Raw genomic sequence first — 20,280 nt, 5'->3', positions numbered from 1 at the left:
CTTTGCCCTATGTGGCTTTAATTGGTAGCTGATTCTCTGTAATCACTAGGCGACAATCCGACCTTTTTCTTGAAAATTTGACTGAAATAACGGGAATCCTGATAGCCTATGGATTCGGCTACTTCGTAATTTTTGAGATGGGTATTTTTCAGAAGCTGTTTGGCCTTGTCAATCCGAATTTCTGTGAGTTGTTCAATAAAGGTTTTGCCCGTATTGGATTTGAATAACATGCTGAGGTAGGAGGGTGTCATAAATACTTTCTGGGCAAGGCTGTCGAGGGTGGCATGCTGGAATTCGTTCTCCATGTGCTGGATCGTTTTTAATATTATGCTGGTATGATAGTGATTAAACTTACGTAATATAATTCCCCGTAATTCCATAAAACATTCAAGTACGTATGCTTTAACCTCCTCTAGGTTTGTTTTATTGACCACGCTCATCACTTCTAATTTATTACACTTGCTATCCTTGCCAAATTCGGCAACAACCCTTTTTTCTATGCCCACTAATAAACGAACCGTCGTTTCATACATCTCAAACATTTCACTGGAGCCATTTTGGACAAAAAAATCATAAAAGGTTTCTATGCTGTGCTGAATCTCGGTTGAATCGCTAGCTGATTTGAAAGTATCGTACAGCTCCTTTTCTTTGGTATACGAATATTCCTGCATAAACATCACTCCCCGCTTGGCTTTTACCATTTGCAGCTTAAAAATTTGTTAGCAAATAAGTGATTTTGTTAGGTAAAACTAATTTAGCACATAAAATGAAATCGGTTACATTACCATTTTAAGTTAATTCTACAACGGAATTATAGTCAGGTCAACCTAAATTGTTTGAAAAAACTAAAAAATGAGTATTTTTTTCTGGATATTAGTTTTAAGTTAGCAAAACAACCTAACGAATATATTTGTTAGGTTGTTGTTGGGACTTCTTTAGTGGTTTTAGCTGCCTGTGTACTGCCTCTGTAAATAAATTGGCTTTGTAGCAAAACCTTCTCGTAGGGCATGTGGGGATTCATAATTCTCCACAATAACAGGTCTACTGCTTTGGTGCCTAACGCTTCTTTCTCTGCATTAATGGTTGTGAGCTCAGGGAAATATTGGGTAATATCGTCGTTGTTATCAAATCCAGTAATGGAGCATTCATCAGGGATACGAATGTTCAGCTCCTTAAGGGCATCGGCTACATGCAAGGCGATTTGGTCATTCGCACACACAAAGGCTGTGGGAAACATAGCTGCCGACAATTGGAATTGCTTAAGCTCCGACAAAAGCGAGTGATAATTATCCGGATTGTAGGATGGCTTAATATGCAGCAATAGTTGGTTAGTCTTATAGGTGCTTACTTGTTCATCCATGGCTGATTTAAAACCACACCATCGATCAAAAAAGCTTCTGGAATAATGAATATCTCCGACAAAATGAATATCCGTATGGCCCAAACCAAGCAGGTATTTCGTTAATTTACGAATGCTGTCAAAGCTATTCATAAAGATGCTATCCGATGCCAGCAGCTCGTCCTCATGATCGACCAGCACGAAGGGGATGGATAAGCGCCTAAGCTCCTCTAACATCGGGGTGGATATTAGGCCTACACTTATAATGCCCATTAAGCCTTCAGGCTTAATAACGAGATTAAAGTTTTGCGGGGAGTCGTTAGTAATGATAATGGTGCCAACACCGCGCTTTTCTAGGTTGCTGGATATGCCCTCAACAATTTTGCCCCAATAAGCCGACTCCTTATTTTGGCTTCTAATATCAGGGATTAGAATACCAACCAGTTTATTTTCGGGATTCGCTTGAGTCTGGTGAGCCCTATCTATTTTTGCTTTATATTTAACATATCCGTATTGCGAAGCCACTGTTAATATTTTCTCGCGAGTTGCTGTGCTTATCCCTGATTTCCCGGACAAAGCTTTGGACACGGCAAATTTGGAGACGCCCACTTGATTGGCTATTTCCTGCATAGTCACCTTTTTGTTTGTTGGCATTAGGTTCACTCCGATTGAGTTCTATTATACTTTTACGGGTATCGTATAATTTTCACATAGATCTAAACGGAATATCAACATATTTTTATTAATTTTTTTTACAACAAAGCTTAATGGACGAGTGGGGCTTGGAAAAAAAGAATATTGCCAATAAAACCAATAAACATTCTCTTGCAAATCGAGGGAATCTTTATTATTATACATTTACACAAGTTAAATATTATTACTTGTAATATTATTGCGTATAACAAAAATATAAAAGAGGTGAACGGTATGGCTACTGCGGTTCCAACAAGTGAAACAGCACAACAAGCTTCTGCTTATGAGAAAAAACCATCCTTGGAAGAACAAGATCCGGCCCAACGTCGGGGGCTGTTGGTTGCAGGATTAATTATAGCTATGCTGTTTGGTGCCTTAGATGGAACGATAGTCGGAACGGCAATGCCGCGAATTGTAGGGGATCTGGGCGGGTTAGGCTTAATGACCTGGCTAACCACCGCTTATATGCTTACATCGACCGTGATCGTTCCCATAGCCGGCAAGCTGGCGGATTTATTAGGTCGTAAGGTGGTTTATGTAACAGGCTTGACGATATTTATCGTAGCGTCCGCGTTATGTGGGATGTCCCAGAACATGACAGAGCTTATCTTATTTCGCGGTTTGCAAGGCATCGGCGGCGGGATCATGATGCCGATGGCGATGATTATTATCGGTGATATTTTTACCGGTAAGCAACGCGCCAAATGGCAAGGTGTATTTGGTGCTTTATTCGGTTTATCTTCGATTATTGGCCCGCAGGTTGGAGGCTGGATCGTTGATGCCGCTAACTGGCGTTGGGTATTCTACATCAACCTGCCTGTTGGAATCCTAGCTGTCGTGTTAATTGCGATGGCGTTGCCGAAGCACGAAAGAGCGAAGAAGGTACAATTTGATATTGCAGGCATTGTCACAATGATCGTGGGTGTGGTCAGTCTGTTGCTTGCCCTGACCTTTGGCGGCAAGGAATTTCCGTGGGCCTCCTGGCAAATTATCGGTCTTATAGCGCTGGCTATCGTCTCATTGGTAGGCTTTGTGTTTATTGAATCAAAAGCCAAAGAAGCGATCCTGCCTGTTCGTTTGTTCAAGAACCGAACCTTCTCCATTATTAATGGAGTTGGCTTCCTGATGAGTGTCGGCATGTTCGGCGCGATTATGTTTGTGCCGCTGTTTATGCAGGGGATTGTCGGGATCAGCCCGGCGGCATCGGGAACGGTCATGACGCCTATGATGATTACGATGATTGCAGCAAGCGTGCTGGGAGGGCAGCTTGTGCAAAAAATCGGCGTACGGACGCAAATGGGTGTTGGCATGGTCATTATGGCGGTTGGCTTTATCCTGCTCACCACGTTAAGCATGACGACCTCCAAGCTTACAGCATCTAGCTTTATGATGGTCATTGGGCTAGGCATGGGATTGGTCATGCCGATATTGACATTGGCTCTTCAAGAAAGCTTTCCGAAATCGGAGCTGGGCGTTGTAACCTCATCCAGCCAATTTTTTCGCCAGATCGGCGGCACGTTCGGCATGACCTTATTGGGTGCTGTGATGAACCATCATTCGAGCAAGCTGCTTAATGAGGATTTGGTGCCCGTACTTGGCCAGATTCCACAGGAAGGCACGGTTAATACGTTTATCGTTGACATGTTGGCCAAAATCAATACAGATCCACAATCGTTATATTCAATCCTGCTCAATCCTGAGGCTTTAAGTAAAATTCCGCAGGAGCTATCTGCGAAGATTGAACCGATTCTAAAAATAGCTTTAGTGGATTCTCTGCATACCGTCTTTGTATATGGTTTGATTTTTGTGATTTTGGGTGCAGTTCTCAGCTTGTTTGTTGGTAATGTCCAAATCACTGACCGTAGAAAGGAACAACAGGGTTCTTAAGGAAGGACTGAATTATGGTGACTGAACTATTTGATCTTGAAGTGATGGAGCAGTTACATCGGCAAATTCACAAAAAGTATTTGGCTGAGTGGAGTGCAATTAGCCCTCTTAACCTCACACTTCCTCAGGCTAATATGCTGTATAAGCTACAAAAGGAAGGTATACAAAGGGTTACGGATTTGGCGGAATTATTGTGCATGACACCCGGTAGCCTTACACTATTGTGCGATAAGCTGGAGGAAAAAAAGCTGATTCTGCGCTACCGCGATGAAGTCGACCGCCGTAGTGTGTATTTAGAAATTAGTGAAGAAGGTGAGAAAGCAGTTAGCTCCATCAAAGAACTAAAGGCAGAACTTTTCAAAAAAATGATGCAGGGTGTTTCCGCCGAGGACCTGCAAGTCTTAAAAAAAATATTTAACTCCTTTTTACGAAATTTGGAATGACTTGGAGTAAGCATTATTGAGATGAATATGGATGTTGGGCTGTTGGAGAGACGTTAAAGACGGAAAGAGGATTGGGGACAGTTATGAAGCGTAAAGTCATATTGATCGTTATTTTAACAGTTTTGGTTATCGGGGGTGGAGCACTGGGAGGCATGTTCTGGTACCAAGGCACCCAATATGTTTCCTCAGAGGATGCAAGGCTTGCTGGTGACATCTACAAAGTCATGCCGCGCGTTACGGGCAAGGTGCTTACGATGCAGGTTAATGAAGGCGACCATGTACTGGCTGACCAGATTGTAGGGCAGCAGGACAGCAATAACCTAAGCGTTAGTATGCTTGACCAAGCTACATTAAGATCCCCGATTGAGGGGACGGTGATCAAATCGTTGATCAAGCCTGGCGAAATTGCTTCACCAGGGCAAACGGTTGCGATGGTCGTAGACCAAAGCCAATTGTATGTGTCCGCGAATATCGAAGAAACGGAAATTCACCGGATTCAGGCCGGGCAGAAGGTTGAGATCAAGGTCGACACCTTCGCTGGAGTCACACTTACTGGCACAGTGAAAGAGATCAGTAAAGCGACTGCCTCTACCTTTTCCTTGCTTCCAGCTTCGAACACTAGTGGGAACTTCACTAAGGTGACACAACGCATTTCTGTGAAAATATCTATTGATAACCAACAAGTCCTCGATCTATTGCCGGGGATGAGCACCGCGATCAAAATTCATGTTAAGTAACTAAGGTATGGATAGAGGAGAGTTAATCATATGAAATCAAAGCAAATGTGGGTTCCTGCGTTATTATCCCTAACATTAATTGGAGCCTTATCGGGGTGTGGCTCAGATACTAGCAGTCAAGTTGATGGTGCGGATGCCGCTGCATCCGTTAAAGTTATGAAGCTCGGCCAGGTTACAGATTCAGGCTGGAGCGGGAAGATTAACCCGAATCAGGAAGTGAAAATAGTAAGCAAAACCTCAGGTAAGGTGACCGCTGTAAATGTCGAGGAAGGAGCCCTTGTGAAAAAGGGTGATGTTCTCGTTCAACTCGAAACTGACGACCTGGTACAGCAGCTGAAGCAGGCCGAGTTCGGCGTGATCGCCTCCAATGCGAAGCTTGCCGATACACTGGCTGGAGCAAGATCGCAGGATCTTCGTGCTGCCGAGAGCGCCGTGCGTGCGGCTGAAGCCACTCAGGCACAAACGAATGCAGCGGTTGAGCAGGGCAAAGCGGGCTTGGAGGTAGCAACACATATTTATAATAGCTTGCGAAACCAGTTTGACAGCTCCTCCGCGGTAACCAAAGAGGATATGGACCGCGGCCAGCTGGAATTTGAGAAGGCGCGGACTGGCTATGACCAAGCAATGGCGGCAAGCCAAGCAGCGGCAGCCCAAGCCAACGCTGCTAAAGCAAGGCTGGAGCTAGCCCAGGCTGGCGCCACAGATAATACGATTAAGGCATTAAAGGCTGATGTGGATCGGTTGAATGCTACGGTTGTATTGGCTAACAACTCGGTCAACAATGCAGCGATTACAGCACCTGCGGATGGCATGGTCATCAAACGCACAATCCAGCCAGGTGAAATGGCGCAGCCGGGCGTAGCGCTTTTCTCGATCGTAGACATGAGCCAGGTTCAGGTGGAGCTTAGTGTCACCGATACACAGATTGGCAAGGTCAAGGCTGGGACAGCGGTTGAGGTCAAGGTAGCCAATGTGCCCGACCAAACCTTCCCAGGTACCATTACTTTCGTCAGTCCTATTTCTAATGCCAATAGCAATACATTTCCCGTCAAAGTAACGGTAGATAATAAAGATGGCTTGTTGTTTGCTGGTACGATTGCTGAGGTTCATATGCAGAACACATCTCCAAGCAAGCTTGAGGTGCCGAAATCGGCAATCATCAAGAAGGATGGCAAAAACTACGTAGCTAAGGTAGAGGGCGATATTGCTCATCTTATGGAAGTCCAAACCTCCGATAAAAACCAGGATTGGGTATTCGTAGAAGCTGGAGCTAATCTCCAAGCCAATCAGCAAATTGTAGTCAACCCTAACGACAAAATCGTCGAGGGTGGCAAATTGAAGGTAGAATAGGTGGTGCACAATATGGCCGAGGCTACAGCTTTACAGACAGATTCGAAAAGTGACGGGAGAATATGGCTTGGGCTGATTGCTATCGTGCTGGGCACCTTCGTTTCTGTCTTGAACAGCAGCTTAATGAATGTGGCGCTGACCAAATTTGTTGCTGTATTTGGATCGGATGTTCCTACTGTCCAATGGGTTATAACGGGGTATATGCTGGCATCCGCTGTAGTAATTCCGATGAGCGGGTTTCTAGGTGCCCGGTTTGGCAATAAAAATGTGTTTATTTTTTCGGTAGCAGGTTTTACGATTGGTTCGGTTCTTTGCGGGTTAGCTTGGAGCGATTCCAGCTTAATTTTATTCCGTATTCTCCAAGGCTTGGCAGGCGGATTTATTATGCCCATCGGCATGGCTATTATTTATTCGACATTCCCGCGGGAAAAGACAGGTACCGCAATTGGGCTTTGGGGCGTAGCGGCTATGGTAGCGCCTGCGCTTGGACCGACCTTTGGCGGCTACTTAATTCAATATTATAGCTGGCGTTGGTTGTTTTTCATTAACATTCCTATCGGTATTTTTGCCTTTATTATGGGAAAGGTGCTGCTTCAGGAGTCGCCAAGGAAAGTGGATACGAAATTTGATACGGCTGGCGCGGTGTTTTCCATCCTGTTCTTTGGGACGTTGCTGTTTGCATTAAGCAAAGGGCAATCGGAAGGCTGGACATCCCTGTTTATTGTCAGCCTGCTGTTCGTCTCGTTTTTTAGCCTGCTGCTGTTAATATGGGTCGAGCTTGGCTCCGAGCATCCATTATTGGACCTTAAGCTTTTCAAAAATACAGGCTTCACCCTGAGTGTTATCGCTTCGAGCCTGGTTATGATGGGTATGCTTGGCGGTACCTTCCTGACTCCGCTATATTTGCAAAACATCCAATCGATGTCAGCGATGCAGACGGGGCTTCTAATGATGCCCCAATCGATAGCGATGGCTTTAATGATGCCGATCAGCGGGAAGCTTTATGATAAGTTTGGCATTATTCCGCTAGGAGTCGCCGGGCTTACGATCCTGGGCGTTACGACCATGGAGCTTCATATGCTGACCGTGGATACGCCGCATCATTGGTTGAATGTGTTATTGACCATCCGTGCCATAGGCATTGGGCTTTGTATGATGCCGTTAACCTCGGTGGGCATGACGAATATTGCACCCCAGCAAATCGGCAATGCCTCTACGATGTCAAATGTAAGCAGGCAAGTAGCGGGGTCAATGGGCATAGCCATATTTACTTCGATTATGGGTAATCGCCAAATCGTCCATTACCAGCATATTACCGAAAGTGTCCCTGTTGATTCATTGGCAGCCAGCGACGTCATATCGTCGATGACCGGTGCGATATATCAATGGGGTGTAGATATGACCACGGCGAGTGGTACAGCAGCAATTAACCTTGCTGGCATTATGCAGAAGGAAGCTTTAGTACGGGCGATAGCCGATACCTTTTATATATCAGCCATTCCCGCATTTTTGTGTATACCGTTAGTGTTTTTCCTGAGTGGTAAACGTAAGGCTGTGGCTGCTCCGGCAGCTACTCCAACAGCCTCCATAGTTCCCGTAATTTCGGCAGTTTCTGCCAATAAATCTAGTTGACAAGCTTTGACAAACAAGTGTACCCTGAATATAGAATCTACTCCTTCGAGAAGTGTCCATTCTAGATTTAGGGAGGTCCATCTATGAAAAATCACCTTGATTTGCATAAGCTTGCAGCTAACAGGAATTGCATACACCAGCATGATGAAGCGGAGTTTGAGGTTAGTGACCTGATATTGAAAGGCAATGACCATTTTTGTCCAGTTTCTATCGGCAAATGGGGGACAGTCTCCCTATGGGTATTAATGGTTGTAGCGATTATTACAGCAGTTTGGGTAAACCTCTACCATTCTTCTCCGTTGTTGCTCGGATTGTATGCCATTCCGGTTATTATCTTTACTTTATATGTAGCCAATGGTTATTTAGTGGTTACCTTTGCTGCTGCCGTTATGGCCATATGGCTTTATTTTAGTGAGCCAGGGCTTGTTTCTATTCTTGCTACTGCTGCATTATTGCTAATTTCCATGCTTATTCGTCGGGTGACGGTTATATCCCAACGTAATTTTCGACAAAAGCTAGAGTTTGAAGAGCTGTTTATGAATACGATTCTTTCCTTTTCCAAAAGCATTGACGCACGTGATCCTTACACAGCTTTTCATTCCAAAAATGTAGCAGACTATGCCAAAAAAATTGCGACGGAGATGGGCTTGTCCAAGCAGGATATAGAAGCTGTCCACTTGGCTGGGCTCATTCATGATATCGGCAAAATCGGGACGCCGGAAAATATTTTGCAGAAGGAAAGCCGGCTTACAGAAGAAGAATACGATATTATGAAGCGGCACGCCGAGGATGGCTACCAAATTATTAAAGATATTAAAAAGCTGCAGGATATCGGCGCAACAGCCATGGTTCGTTACCATCATGAGCGGATGGATGGCAAAGGATACCCGCAAGGCTTGAAAGGCGATGAAATACCGCTGGGTGCCAAGATATTAGCAGCGAGTGATGCGTTCGATGCGATGACGACGAATCGCTCCTACCGGCAAAAGCTGTCGATGGAGACAGCGGCTGAAGAGCTGAGGAGGCATAGCGGAACCCAATTCGACCCGCTGGTGGCCGAAGCGTTTATAAAAGTACTAACGGAGGCTCAACTGATCCCCGCTGAAGAAAAGGAAGCATTAGGCTTAAATGCTGTGCTGCAAAAAGCATGATTTGCATGGATTAGCTACATAAGTGAGATGAGCTTCGGATCCGTTTGCGGACCGAGGCTTTTTTTGTGGAAAAAACGATATTATTACTGAGCTTTACACGGCACTGGTCTATAAAGGGGGAGAAAATCATGTGCCTCTAAGACCATGACTGCATCTGTAAACAAAACAATGTCGCTCGTTTTTTAATGATTAATATTTTATCGCTATGCTAGGTATCGGGCTTATTACTCCTGAGCTTCCGACGCAGGGAGCGTTTTTTGTGCTTTGTTGCTGGGCAAGCATGAATTATCGAACACGTCCATATATTGAAAGTGTTAGACGGACTGATCTCGATGATAACGGAGTGGAGCTATGAGCAGCCAAAATGATCCCCAATATGTGGTGCTGGATATTACGGGAATGACGTGCGCAGCATGTGGAGCACGGATAGAAAAGGCGGTAGGGAGGATGGACGGTGTAGAACGCATCCAAGTCAATTTAGCACTTAATCGAGCTGGCGTGACCCTGCTACCCCAGCAAACCCATATCGACCTTATCAAAAAGCGCATCCACCAATTGGGCTTTGAAGCTATTGAGAGGAGCAAGGATGAAGCAGGAAAAAGCGAAGGTTCATCGCGAGGGATTTGGCATTCAGGGCTAATATTTGTGGTTTCCCTCTTGCTTACACTGCCTTTCCTGTGGGCGATGGCCGCCCATCATGAGCTTACTGCTTCGGTGTGGGTGCCTGCTTTACTCATTAATCCTTGGTTTCAATGGGCGCTTGCGACACCAGTACAATTCGTGATCGGATTTCCTTTCTACCTCGGAGCCTATCGGGCTTTAAGAAGTGGGAGCGCGAACATGGATGTTCTCATTATCATGAGCACTTCTGCGGCCTATTTCTATAGCCATTATTTGTTGTTTCATGCTCCGGATATACATAACTATAGCTATACTGAGGCTGGGAGCTTGCACCCGCAGCATGTACCCTTATATTTTGACGCTAGTGCGATGGTGATGACGATTGTCTGGTTGGGCAGATGGCTGGAGTCGTTATCGAAAAAACGAGCGTTAAACAGTCTGCACCAGCTACACCGCCTGCGCCCTGAAGCGGCCCGAGTCATTCAGGAAGGGCGTGAGCAGCGGATCCCGCTCGCCCAAATCGCCGTTGGCGATCGGATTCTCATAAGGCCAGGTGAAAGCATTCCATTAGACGGGGAAGTGGTTGATGGGGACTCTTCTGTTAATGAGTCGATGCTCACTGGAGAAGCGATGCCGGTTAATAAAAAAACGGGAGATAGGGTGACAGGAGGCACGATCAACGGTAATGGGATGTTGGAGGTGAGCGTAAGTGATGTAGGGCACCAATCCACTTTGTCGAAAATCATCGCGCTGGTCGAGGAGGCACAAGTCAGCAAGGCTCCCATTCAAAGGCTGGCCGATCAAATTTCCGGTATATTTGTACCGGTCATTATAGCCATAGCCATGGCTACCTTTGCCGGATGGTATATGATCATGGAACCGGGTGATGTCGGAGGAGCCTTGGAAAAAGCGATTGCGGTGCTGCTGATCGCCTGCCCATGCGCCCTTGGCTTGGCTACGCCGATTTCGATTCTGGTAGGCTCAGCGAGGGCGGCACAATCGGGGATTGTGTTCAAGGAAGGCAGAAATATGGAACTCCTGCCTAAGGTTAATATGATTCTGCTCGATAAAACAGGCACGATGACGGGCAGCATTCCGCGAGTTACAGATATCTGGACAGCCAGTGGTGTTGGAGGAGCTTCGACTCCTCCGGCTCCACCCAAGCATGCCTTGCTGCGAATAATGGCTGCGGCCGAGCAGCATTCCGAGCATCCGCTGGGCAAAGCCATCATAAGGGAAGCACGAGGTATGGAGCTGGACATTCCGGCAAGCAGCCATTTTGTGGCCTTCCCTGGAAAAGGCATCCAAGCGCTTGTTGAAGGCAAAGCAATCTGGATAGGCACACGGCAATGGTTAGTTGAGCGAGGCGTGGGCGGCTTAGTCCAGCCCGGGGCTGGGGTGTTCAAGCAATGGGAGCAGCAAGGATTTATTACCCTCTATGTCGCGGCTGACGGCCTGTGGCTAGGTGCCCTTGCCTTCAGCGACCCGGTCATCCCGGATACCCGCAAAGCCGTTCGTCAATTGGCATCGATGGGAATGGACATCCGAATGGTTACTGGAGACCGCCAATCGACGGCAGCCTATACGGCTAAGCAGGCAGGAGTTCGGCATGTTTACGCCAGAATGCTGCCGGAAGGGAAAGAGCGGCTGGTGAGGTCCCTCCAGCAGGAGGGATATACAGTAGCCATGGTTGGTGATGGTATCAATGATGCACCAGCCCTCGCTGCAGCTGATATAGGGATTGCCGTGATGCAGGGAACCGATATCGCGAAGGCTGCGGCAGACATTGTGCTGCTAAAGCATGGTCTGCAGGGGCTCGTTCGCTCGGTGAAGGTCAGCCGGGCTACGATGCGGATTATTCGTCAAAACCTCGCATTTTCCATGCTTTATAATGCGTTTGCCCTGCCTTTTGCGATAGGGGGATACCTGGCTCCATGGATGGCTTGTACAGCTATGGCCTTTAGCTCGGTCACCGTTATTTGCAATGCGCTTCGGCTGCGTAAAGCATAATGTCCTTATCTTCCACTTATCTGCTCTCCTATATTGACGAACAATAATTGCGCTGATAAGGTAATGTTATCTTAATCTATTAAGGAGCATTTCAATAATCAGGGAGGCCAAATAGTTTGAAAAAGTCGAGTTGGGAATATTGCAAGGCTGTCAATTTCAATGAACTCCAGCAATTGGGCCAAGAGGGCTGGGAATTGGTCAGTGTAACAGGAACACGCCAAAGCGGGCAAGAGCATGAGAGCGGGAATGGGGATATCTTTTATTTGAAGCGTCCCACCCCTTCTATTAGAGAAGGAATTACAGCAGAGCAGCGGAACCGTGCTTTGGCGCAGAGGCAGGGAGCCCAATGAAAAGAGGAGGCATATTAAATCCAACGTTGAACCGCATTTTAGCAGAAACCGGGCATACCGATTTATTGACCATCTGTGACCGAGGATTTCCTGTTCCCCTTGGGATTGAACGGCTGGATCTCGCATTGACGGATGGGATTCCTACCGTATTGGACACGGTTCGTGCAATACATGGCGAATTTATTATAGATTCGGTGATTGTAACCGAAGAGATGAAGCAAGCAAGCCCCGCGCGTTATGAGGAATTGGTCGAGGCGCTCCCAGGTGTTGCCTTTCGCGTTATAACGCACCAACAGTTTAAAGATATATGCGGGGAATCACGAGCTGTTATTCGAACAGGGGATTCCGTACCTTATGCGAATATCATGATAATTTCGGGATAAAAGCCATACCCAATGTGTCCAGAATGTGATAAAATGTAAAAATATCACAATTATATTTGGATAGTGGTTCCTGTTAAATGTTGCTGACTAAGAACAGAGCTGTCCCCTAGGGACAGCTCTTTTTTATGCACTGCACTCCCTCCCCTTGGTTTCCGATATTATTACCAATTTTATAAACAGGAAGGTCTACATGATGGATAACCGCGATGTTTTAACCCATGTTCGTATCAATCGGGCAGCGTATATTACCTATTGGATTCAAGCATTTAATGAACGGTTTCCCAACCGCTATGATGAGTCTTACATGTACAGTATGGGAGAGAAGGGGTTTGGCTACATAACCGATCTAGAAACAGCTGTTGAGGCTTACCCGCTGCATAATAATCTATTAGGCAATTGTATTCCTTTGGAGCAGCTGGTGGAGCAAGAAGGCGTAGAGACAGGCATGTTATTCTTGGCCGCACAGCTCTGGAGGCAAACACTACTTGAGGTTGGCGAGTCTACGCTGACGTTAACGCTATTTAAACAAATGAATGCCAGAATTGATTATTTCGAAACGGTAATGTGCCAAAACTATTGGAACCAATCCATTTCCCAGATGAAAGATAACGCTTCCGCGATCACTAAGCACCACGATGACAGAATTTCGCTTGTTGGCAAAATGGCGGCGAGCATGGCTCACGAAATTCGAAACCCGATGACATCCATCAAAGGGTTTCTGAAGCTGCTGCGCTCCACAATAACCAGCAATAACTATGAGCGGGCTGAAGCCTACCTCGATTTTATTGACGATGAATGTGACCATATCCTTATGCAGGTGACCGGTTTTCTCAGCTTTTCCAAAAAACCGATCATGGACGAAGCGAAGGACCTTATTTCTGCCAAGCAGGTGCTTGACCATATTTTATCCTTGCTGAATCCAAGGCTAATTAATGAAAATGTGGACTTAACATTAACCATTTCAGCGAATTTGATGTTAAACGTACAAAAGATGGCAATTCAGCAGGTGCTCTCCAATTTATTGAATAATGGGATCGATGCGTTATCCAAGCTTAAAAGTGATAAAAAAATACATATAGCAGTTATGGAAGACAACTTCCATACGTATATTAGAGTGAGCAATAATGGACCAAGCATCCCATCGAAGATGAATGATGTGATTTTCAACCCCTTTGTGACGGATAAGGAAAATGGTACAGGGCTTGGATTAGCGATATGCAAGCAGATTATGTTAAAAAATGATGGGGATATTTCGTTTACCAGCAATGAAAAGGAAACCTCGTTTCTGCTTGCTTTTCGGAAAAATATAGATTCAGATTAACATTGATATTCACTCCTCCAGGTTGTGTCACTCTCCCCTTCAATGGGGTAAGAAAGAAGAGCAACCACTGTATCTGCTTACACGGTATACAGTATTACCGAAGGAGGAATCACAATGGGCCATTTAACTAATGCACAAATAGTCTCCCGCGAATGAAGATGAACCGCTGCCAGATGCCATCGACCAGTCGGCATTAACTAAACGAAATTCATCCAGATAACGAATAGGAGGCTATTGTATGGCAAAAGCTGTGGATCCAGCTAAAAAAAAACAGTCGTCAGCCGTATGGACCCAGCTTTCCCAAACACCCGTTGTTGGCGACGGCTCCGGCAAGCATAAGAAGCGGATGTCATTCATTGATTTCCTACAAAGCCTCTATTGCCGATTTGAGGATGATGACGTTCCTGCGTTAGGAGCCCAACTGACGTATTATTTGATTTTATCGTTTTTTCCTTTTCTTATTTTCGTTTTTGCCGTTCTTAGCTACTCAGACATTACGGTAAGTGATGCGTTGGCCAATATAAGTCGAGTCATTCCGCAGCTTTCTGATGAAACGATCGTAGATGTGTTCTCGGAATTACAAAAGTCGAGAAACGGCTCGATTCTCTCCATTGGTCTGCTGGCTACCTTATGGTCGGCCTCCAACGGGGTTAACGCGATTATTAAAGCGTTAAATAAAGCCTATGACGAAGAGGAGAACCGACCCTTCTGGAAGGTGAGAGGGATTTCCCTTATTTTTACGGTCACCTTGGCGATCATGCTGTTTCTCAGCCTTATCTTATTAATTTTTGGTAAATTAATAGGTGAGACGATTTATAAGTTTACGCAATTACCCGGAAATTTTGAATTTCTATGGGGCATTGCCCAATATGTCATTCCCTTGGTTACCATGGTGACGGCATTTGTATTGATCTACAAATATACGCCTAATTTACGCCTTCGGTTTCGTGAAGTGCTGCCAGGAGCTGTTTTTGCCACGATTGGTTGGGTTCTAACCTCCATCTTATTTTCGTTTTATGTCAATAACTTCGGCAACTATACGAAAACCTACGGTAGTATTGGCGGTGTTATTGTTCTGCTGACCTGGTTATATTTATCGAGTATCTTGATTGTGTTGGGTGGAGAAATTAACGCGACTTTGCATTTTGACCGAGAAGGTAAACAAAAGGAGGGCATGAAAAAATTTGCTTTCCCGATGCCCTTTGGTAAAAAAAATAAAAAGTAAATAAAAAAAGCTATTCGGTTCCCCACATATGAAGGGCAACGATAGCTTTTTCTATTTCAGCTTAAATGAGCCAAGTGCGTTATCTTATATGAAGTAGGGTCGATAACGCCATTCGGAAATGATATGATAATGGAAGGCTGACAGCTTAAAAACTATAGGCAAAGCAAAGGAGGAAATACGATTGGATTTCATGGGGCAAAAGGTGCTGCCAGCGGTTCGTAAAATGAGGGACCTGGAATTATTAATTAAGAGCAATTTCCAATATTTAGTACTTCTTGACAGCCATATTTCTCAATTGCTAAGTGTTTCCCAGCTTGCCAGAAGCCATGGAAAAAACTTATTGATCCATGCTGATTTGATCCACGGATTGAAAAACGACGAATATGCGATCGAGTTTTTATGCCAGACCATTAAACCAGCAGGGATCATATCCACAAAAAGCTCAGCAATCCTCACGGCAAAAAAGCATAAGGTGCTGGCCATTCAACGGCATTTTCTGCTGGATACTACTGCCTTAGAGACTACATATAAGATTACGCAAAAAAATCAACCCGATTACATCGAGGTTTTACCGGGTGTGATGCCACATATAATAGAAGAACTGCACGGGCAATTGAGCATTCCTATTCTTGCTGGCGGCTTGATCCGGACCGTGGAGGAAGTAGAGATGGCGCTGCAGGCGGGAGCCGTTGCAGTAACCACCTCACGCAAAGATATTTGGAGCCAGTATTAGTGAAGCTGGCTTTTTAGGTGTACCACTGCTTCTTCGGTAAGCCCTGTAGCTTGTGCAATAGCACGAATATCCAGCCCTAGTGCAATCAGGTTTTTGGCGATCGTCAGCTGTGTTGTTTCTTTGCCTTGCTCGATGCCTTGCTCAATACCTTGCTCGATGCCTTTACTGATCATTTTTTGCTCAAAATCATCCAGTGTTTTCTCGAGATTTGACCTCACAGTACTCACACCTTTCACTTTGATATCATCCAGTATTGCTCCATGTCCTGCTGGTTTCCTGGCTTTAATTTCCTGCCGACGATATTCGTTAGCCATGTGATAAATCGCTGCTGCAATTCCAAGGGCATATGTTCAATAGTTCCGATCAGCTTGCGGAGGCGGGCGATTAACAGCTCTGAATCTGCCTTTTGCTCAAGTAAAAACACAGAGCCGATTGTATTGGAGAGGCCTAACAGCTCTGCTTCTGAATAACGTTGGATATCCAGAAGCAGATATTGAAAATCAACAAGATCCTTGCCAAATAGCTGGTGATTGGTAATCATATCTGCTTCATTAATATGCTCAACCCAGCCTTCATGTACAAAGGAGCGGAGCAACTCAAGGAAGATTTTCTTGCTCGATAGCAGGTACTTGTAAGTTTATCATGCAGTTGGTGAATATTGGATTGGGCACTGTCCGATTCCATGAAAGTCCACCTTTCACTAAGGGGAGCTATGGGGAAAGGTAGAGTAATAACGCTAATCTGTGGTTGTGACCAACGGTTCGACAGCGTCGCGTATGTGTAGCTCGAGTGTATTCACATGTGAATTGGTTTCTAAATCCGTCCAATTGAAGCGCTCCGCCATATAGGCTGTCACGGGCTGCTTATAGAGCTGCAGAGCCTCAATATTGAAATAAAGCGAACCAGTCCTTCTAATGAAAAAATCATGGGGGGTCGCTACCATTTCCGCTTCTATGCCATACAGAAGCGCTGCGAACCATTCAGCTGGAATGTTATGCTCGGAAGCTTCAGTTTTATGCATCGTGTAAAGCTCCAGCACCCGGTCTACATTGGAGCCATAACGATGGACTAGCACTTTAGCGGACTGCTCGGAAAGCCCAAGGCTTTTGGCATCATCAATTTTACTTTTGACGAAAGCGGCAAAGCCTTTAGAGCCGCCCATCTTGCCTCCTGATAGGACAATACTTGCAGTTGTACATGCCGGGAAGGAGGGGCGATTGTCTTCCTTTTCCAGCTGTGTAGCAACAAGATTAACGATCCGTTCGGCCATTTTGCGATATCCGGTTAGCTTGCCGCCTGCTATCGTGATAAGTCCCGACGGAGCGATAAAAATTTCATCCTTGCGTGAAAGCTCGGAGGGAGATTTGCCGTCCTCATGAATAAGCGGGCGTAAGCCGGACCAGCTGGATTCCACATCCTTGGCAACCAAATTCAAGCTAGGAAACATAAAATTGGCCGCGCGCAATATATAGTCACGGTCCTCGAGAGTCATCCGGGGATGCACAAGCTCGCCTGTATAATTTGTATCGGTGGTGCCGATATAGGTTTTGCCTTCTCTTGGGATAGCAAATACCATTCGTCCATCCGGGGTATCGAAGTAGGTTGCCTGCTTTAGCGGGAACTTGGTTTGGTCAATGACAAGATGTACGCCTTTGGTTAGATGTAATCTTTTGCCCTGCTTGGAGCCATCGATTTCCCGGATCGTGTCGACCCAGGGACCTGCCGCATTTACGATTTTTTTGGCGTAGATACTAGCGGCTTGCCCCGTTAATTGATCTATTACACGGACGCCTACCAAACGGCCTTTCTCATAGATCAGCTCATCCGCCTTGGCATAGTTAACGACCTTGGCTCCACGTTGTACCGCTTCCTTCATGACTTCAATCGTCAGCCGCGCATCATCAGTGCGGTATTCCACGTAATAGCCGCCGCCTTTAAGCTTATCCTTACGCAGCAAGGGCTCGCGCTTAATTGTGGCATCTAAGGAAAGCATACGGCGCCGTTCATGCTTGTGGACGCCAGCAAGGAAGTCATAAATAATTAAACCGAAAGAGGTTGCCAGTTTCCCATATGTCCCACCCTCGATGATCGGCAGCAGCATCCATTCTGGTGTAGTCACATGAGGTGCATTCTCATACACAATCGCCCGTTCCTTACCTACCTCGGCAACCAGCTTAAACTCCAGCTGCTTTAAGTAGCGCAAGCCGCCGTGGATTAGCTTCGTTGAACGGCTAGAGGTGCCTGCCGCAAAATCCTGCATCTCAATCAGTCCTGTTGACATGCCACGTGCTTGCGCATCCAACGCAATACCTGCCCCTGTAATGCCTCCACCAATTACTAGCAAATCCAAGGTCTCTGCTTCTAGTGCTTGAAGATGTATAGAGCGTAGCTCTCCTGAAAAATTCAAACCCATCCGAATCCCATCCTTTTTCTGTGGCAACAAAAAAAGACCGCTAACATACCCTATGGAAATTGCCAAACGGCTCCCACAGGGTTTGCTACGGTCTACTCTTAGTCTCTGACCACACTATTAACTTGTCATTGTTGTAAATATTAAAGCCATCATATCATGAACAGGCTGATTACTCAATAGTGAGACGATGCAGCACCAAGCATTAACTAGGGGTTGACAGAGAAAAACGGGATGTGGTAGATTGCTTCATGAAAACATTACTAAGGGTAAGCAGGCTTATGGTGGGAGGAAGAGCGCGATGGGGAAGCCGCAATATATCGTTGCAATTGACCAAGGGACAACAAGCTGCAGGGCGATCGTATTTGATCATCAAGGTGCAATTGTTAGTACGTCGCAGAAGGAATTCACGCAGTATTTTCCACAATCGGGCTGGGTTGAGCATGATGCCGAGGAGATTTGGCAAGTACAGCTTGAGGTGCTGCGCGAGGCTTTGAAAACGCTTGCGATCGAAGATGTTGCAGCGATTGGGATAACCAACCAACGTGAAACGACAGTGGTATGGGATAAGACAACAGGCAAGCCGCTACATCGTGCTATCGTGTGGCAGTGCCGCCGAACTAGTGCGATGTGTGAGGAGCTTAAACATAAAGGCTGGGAAGCTACCGTGCGCAGCAAGACCGGCCTGCTGCTGGATGCCTATTTCTCAGGGACGAAGCTCAAATGGCTGCTGGATTCGGACCCGAGCATTCGGGAGAAAGCAGAGCGTGGGGAAGCCTTGTTCGGAACGATCGATTCTTGGCTGATATGGAAGTTGACTGAGGGCAGGCAGCATGTAACCGATGTATCGAACGCTTCTCGGACGATGCTTTTGAATATTCATACGGTTCAATGGGATGAAGAGATATTGCGGGAGCTGGACATTCCGATTGGCATGCTGCCGGAGGTCAGATCCTCCAGTGAGGTGTATGGGCATACCACGCTGTTGGGTGAAGGTGTTAGTATCCCTATTGCCGGCGCTGCAGGCGATCAACAGGCCGCCTTGTTCGGCCAAGGCTGCTTCACCGAAGGGATGGCGAAAAATACCTACGGCACAGGATGCTTCGTGCTGAAGCAAACCGGAGAAAAGCCGATCCTCTCGGAGAAGGGCCTCATTACAACGATTGCCTGGAAGCTGGATGGCAAAGTGTATTATGCCTTGGAGGGCAGCGTCTTTAATGCTGGAACCGTCATTCAATGGCTGCGCGATGGGCTGGGCATCATTAAGGATGCCGCTGAGACGGAAGCGATCGCCCTATCTGTCGACCACACAGAAGGCGTCTATTTCGTGCCGGCATTTACCGGCTTAGGGACACCTTACTGGGAGCCCGATGCACGCGGCATGATTACGGGGTTAACCCGCGCCTCGACAAGGGCGCATATTGTAAGAGCCGCGCTGGAATCGATCGCATTCCAGAGCCAGGATGTGCTGCAGGTTATGGAGGCCGAGTCGGGCATCCATCTGCGCGAGCTGCGTGTAGATGGTGGTGCGGTGCGCAATGATTTTCTGATGCAGTTTCAAGCGGACCTGCTTGGTGTAACCGTTACCCGTCCGAAGGTGATTGAAACGACGGCACTAGGTGCTGCTTTCCTGGCCGGCCTCGCCGTAGGCTTCTGGCAGGATCTCTCACAATTGGAGCAGTTGAAGGGCTTTGACCGCTCGTATGAGCCTGGCAAGGATGAAACCTATCGCGAAGCTGCGCTTTCTGGCTGGAAGCGGGCTGTTGGCTACCAGTTGGGCGGGAAGTAGCACCGAGATTAAGTGAAGGCCATTCCATTCTGGAATGGTCTTTTTGCTTGCTCTAATTAGTTTTACAGAGTGGTTGTACAGAAATTGTTCAGAATCAGTTGGTATAATAAAAAAGTGTTTACTAATAAGATGCTATCAGCTTCACATGCATGACTTAAGTCATATTTGTTAGTAAATAATGTTGGAAATTGGCTGAAATACCGCTT

The 20,280-nt window shown here is 46.3% G+C and carries 18 protein-coding genes; 13 read left to right on the top strand and 5 right to left on the bottom strand.

What is annotated here, in order from left to right; translation table 11 throughout:
• Positions 1-17: 17 nt before the first annotated feature.
• Complete coding sequence (locus tag G9U52_RS10850; RefSeq protein ID WP_166149214.1) at positions 18-671, bottom strand: helix-turn-helix transcriptional regulator; 654 nt, start codon at positions 669-671, stop codon at positions 18-20.
• Positions 672-913: 242 nt separating this feature from the next.
• Complete coding sequence (locus tag G9U52_RS10845) at positions 914-1,993, bottom strand: substrate-binding domain-containing protein (protein ID WP_166149212.1); 1,080 nt, start codon at positions 1,991-1,993, stop codon at positions 914-916.
• Positions 1,994-2,266: 273 nt separating this feature from the next.
• Between G9U52_RS10845 and G9U52_RS10840 the strand changes: the two genes are divergently transcribed.
• The 12 genes from G9U52_RS10840 to G9U52_RS10785 all read left to right on the top strand — a co-directional run bounded on the left by G9U52_RS10840 (position 2,267) and on the right by G9U52_RS10785 (position 15,875).
• Positions 2,267-3,919, top strand: coding sequence for an MDR family MFS transporter (locus G9U52_RS10840; RefSeq protein WP_166149210.1), 1,653 nt, complete (start codon positions 2,267-2,269; stop codon positions 3,917-3,919).
• A gap of 14 nt (positions 3,920-3,933) precedes the next feature.
• Positions 3,934-4,362, top strand: a complete 429-nt coding sequence (locus tag G9U52_RS10835) for a MarR family winged helix-turn-helix transcriptional regulator (RefSeq protein WP_166149208.1) — start codon at positions 3,934-3,936, stop codon at positions 4,360-4,362.
• A gap of 83 nt (positions 4,363-4,445) precedes the next feature.
• Complete coding sequence (locus G9U52_RS10830; RefSeq protein WP_166149206.1) at positions 4,446-5,099, top strand: HlyD family secretion protein; 654 nt, start codon at positions 4,446-4,448, stop codon at positions 5,097-5,099.
• Between the two features lie 30 nt (positions 5,100-5,129).
• Positions 5,130-6,449, top strand: coding sequence for an efflux RND transporter periplasmic adaptor subunit (locus tag G9U52_RS10825; protein ID WP_166149204.1), 1,320 nt, complete (start codon positions 5,130-5,132; stop codon positions 6,447-6,449).
• Positions 6,450-6,461: 12 nt separating this feature from the next.
• Complete coding sequence (locus G9U52_RS10820; RefSeq protein ID WP_166149202.1) at positions 6,462-8,081, top strand: DHA2 family efflux MFS transporter permease subunit; 1,620 nt, start codon at positions 6,462-6,464, stop codon at positions 8,079-8,081.
• 83 nt (positions 8,082-8,164) lie between these two features.
• A complete protein-coding gene (locus G9U52_RS10815; RefSeq protein ID WP_166149200.1) occupies positions 8,165-9,232 on the top strand; it encodes an HD-GYP domain-containing protein in 1,068 nt (355 codons plus the stop codon).
• 351 nt (positions 9,233-9,583) lie between these two features.
• A complete protein-coding gene (locus G9U52_RS10810) occupies positions 9,584-11,863 on the top strand; it encodes a heavy metal translocating P-type ATPase (RefSeq protein WP_166149198.1) in 2,280 nt (759 codons plus the stop codon).
• A gap of 116 nt (positions 11,864-11,979) precedes the next feature.
• Complete coding sequence (locus G9U52_RS10805) at positions 11,980-12,213, top strand: hypothetical protein (RefSeq protein WP_166149196.1); 234 nt, start codon at positions 11,980-11,982, stop codon at positions 12,211-12,213.
• Positions 12,210-12,596 carry a D-ribose pyranase gene (gene rbsD, locus G9U52_RS10800; RefSeq protein WP_166149194.1) on the top strand — a complete coding sequence of 129 codons (387 nt, stop codon included), beginning with the start codon at positions 12,210-12,212 and terminating at the stop codon, positions 12,594-12,596. Before G9U52_RS10805 ends, rbsD begins: the two co-directional genes overlap by 4 nt.
• A 190-nt stretch (positions 12,597-12,786) precedes the next feature.
• Positions 12,787-13,917, top strand: a complete 1,131-nt coding sequence (locus tag G9U52_RS10795) for a sensor histidine kinase (protein ID WP_166149192.1) — start codon at positions 12,787-12,789, stop codon at positions 13,915-13,917.
• 238 nt (positions 13,918-14,155) lie between these two features.
• Positions 14,156-15,142, top strand: coding sequence for a YihY/virulence factor BrkB family protein (locus G9U52_RS10790; RefSeq protein ID WP_166149190.1), 987 nt, complete (start codon positions 14,156-14,158; stop codon positions 15,140-15,142).
• A 181-nt stretch (positions 15,143-15,323) separates the two neighbouring features.
• On the top strand, positions 15,324-15,875 hold the full coding sequence (locus G9U52_RS10785) for a glycerol-3-phosphate responsive antiterminator (protein WP_166149188.1): 552 nt from the start codon (positions 15,324-15,326) through the stop codon (positions 15,873-15,875).
• On the opposite strand, the gene G9U52_RS39910 is transcribed toward G9U52_RS10785, so the two are convergent.
• From G9U52_RS39910 to G9U52_RS10775, 3 genes are all read right to left on the bottom strand, one after another.
• On the bottom strand, positions 15,872-16,102 hold the full coding sequence (locus G9U52_RS39910) for an Rpn/YhgA-type helix-turn-helix domain-containing protein (RefSeq protein ID WP_243767256.1): 231 nt from the start codon (positions 16,100-16,102) through the stop codon (positions 15,872-15,874). The genes G9U52_RS10785 and G9U52_RS39910 overlap by 4 nt on opposite strands.
• Before the next feature lie 5 nt (positions 16,103-16,107).
• A complete protein-coding gene (locus G9U52_RS39905; protein ID WP_243767255.1) occupies positions 16,108-16,416 on the bottom strand; it encodes a hypothetical protein in 309 nt (102 codons plus the stop codon).
• A 195-nt stretch (positions 16,417-16,611) separates the two neighbouring features.
• Entirely contained in the window at positions 16,612-18,288 is a 1,677-nt protein-coding gene (locus G9U52_RS10775) for a glycerol-3-phosphate dehydrogenase/oxidase (protein ID WP_166149186.1), read from the bottom strand.
• A gap of 298 nt (positions 18,289-18,586) precedes the next feature.
• Here G9U52_RS10775 and glpK point away from each other — a divergent pair, with 298 nt between their 5' ends.
• The gene (gene glpK / locus G9U52_RS10770; protein ID WP_166149184.1) at positions 18,587-20,074 is read left to right on the top strand and encodes a glycerol kinase GlpK; all 1,488 of its coding nucleotides are present in this window, start codon (positions 18,587-18,589) and stop codon (positions 20,072-20,074) included.
• The last annotated feature ends 206 nt before the right edge of the window (positions 20,075-20,280 follow it).

Source organism: Paenibacillus agricola, from assembly GCF_011440305.1.
GTDB lineage: Bacteria > Bacillota > Bacilli > Paenibacillales > NBRC-103111 > Paenibacillus_S > Paenibacillus_S agricola.
The sequence above is the reverse complement of the archived record's forward strand: the minus strand, read 5'-3'. Positions and strand labels throughout refer to the sequence as shown.

What these genes read in the sequence shown, in the direction of transcription:
- G9U52_RS10825 (WP_166149204.1), top strand. Translation starts at nt 5,130, where the DNA reads ATGAAATCAAAGCAAATGTGGGTTCCTGCGTTATTATCCCTAACATTA.
- G9U52_RS10840 (WP_166149210.1), top strand. Translation starts at nt 2,267, where the DNA reads ATGGCTACTGCGGTTCCAACAAGTGAAACAGCACAACAAGCTTCTGCT.
- rbsD (WP_166149194.1), top strand. Translation starts at nt 12,210, where the DNA reads ATGAAAAGAGGAGGCATATTAAATCCAACGTTGAACCGCATTTTAGCA.
- G9U52_RS10830 (WP_166149206.1), top strand. Translation starts at nt 4,446, where the DNA reads ATGAAGCGTAAAGTCATATTGATCGTTATTTTAACAGTTTTGGTTATC.
- glpK (WP_166149184.1), top strand. Translation starts at nt 18,587, where the DNA reads ATGGGGAAGCCGCAATATATCGTTGCAATTGACCAAGGGACAACAAGC.
- G9U52_RS10810 (WP_166149198.1), top strand. Translation starts at nt 9,584, where the DNA reads ATGAGCAGCCAAAATGATCCCCAATATGTGGTGCTGGATATTACGGGA.
- G9U52_RS10845 (WP_166149212.1), bottom strand. Translation starts at nt 1,993, where the DNA reads ATGCCAACAAACAAAAAGGTGACTATGCAGGAAATAGCCAATCAAGTG.
- G9U52_RS10835 (WP_166149208.1), top strand. Translation starts at nt 3,934, where the DNA reads ATGGTGACTGAACTATTTGATCTTGAAGTGATGGAGCAGTTACATCGG.
- G9U52_RS10795 (WP_166149192.1), top strand. Translation starts at nt 12,787, where the DNA reads ATGATGGATAACCGCGATGTTTTAACCCATGTTCGTATCAATCGGGCA.
- G9U52_RS10815 (WP_166149200.1), top strand. Translation starts at nt 8,165, where the DNA reads ATGAAAAATCACCTTGATTTGCATAAGCTTGCAGCTAACAGGAATTGC.
- G9U52_RS10820 (WP_166149202.1), top strand. Translation starts at nt 6,462, where the DNA reads ATGGCCGAGGCTACAGCTTTACAGACAGATTCGAAAAGTGACGGGAGA.
- G9U52_RS10775 (WP_166149186.1), bottom strand. Translation starts at nt 18,288, where the DNA reads ATGGGTTTGAATTTTTCAGGAGAGCTACGCTCTATACATCTTCAAGCA.
- G9U52_RS10850 (WP_166149214.1), bottom strand. Translation starts at nt 671, where the DNA reads ATGCAGGAATATTCGTATACCAAAGAAAAGGAGCTGTACGATACTTTC.
- G9U52_RS10790 (WP_166149190.1), top strand. Translation starts at nt 14,156, where the DNA reads ATGGCAAAAGCTGTGGATCCAGCTAAAAAAAAACAGTCGTCAGCCGTA.
- G9U52_RS39905 (WP_243767255.1), bottom strand. Translation starts at nt 16,416, where the DNA reads ATGATTACCAATCACCAGCTATTTGGCAAGGATCTTGTTGATTTTCAA.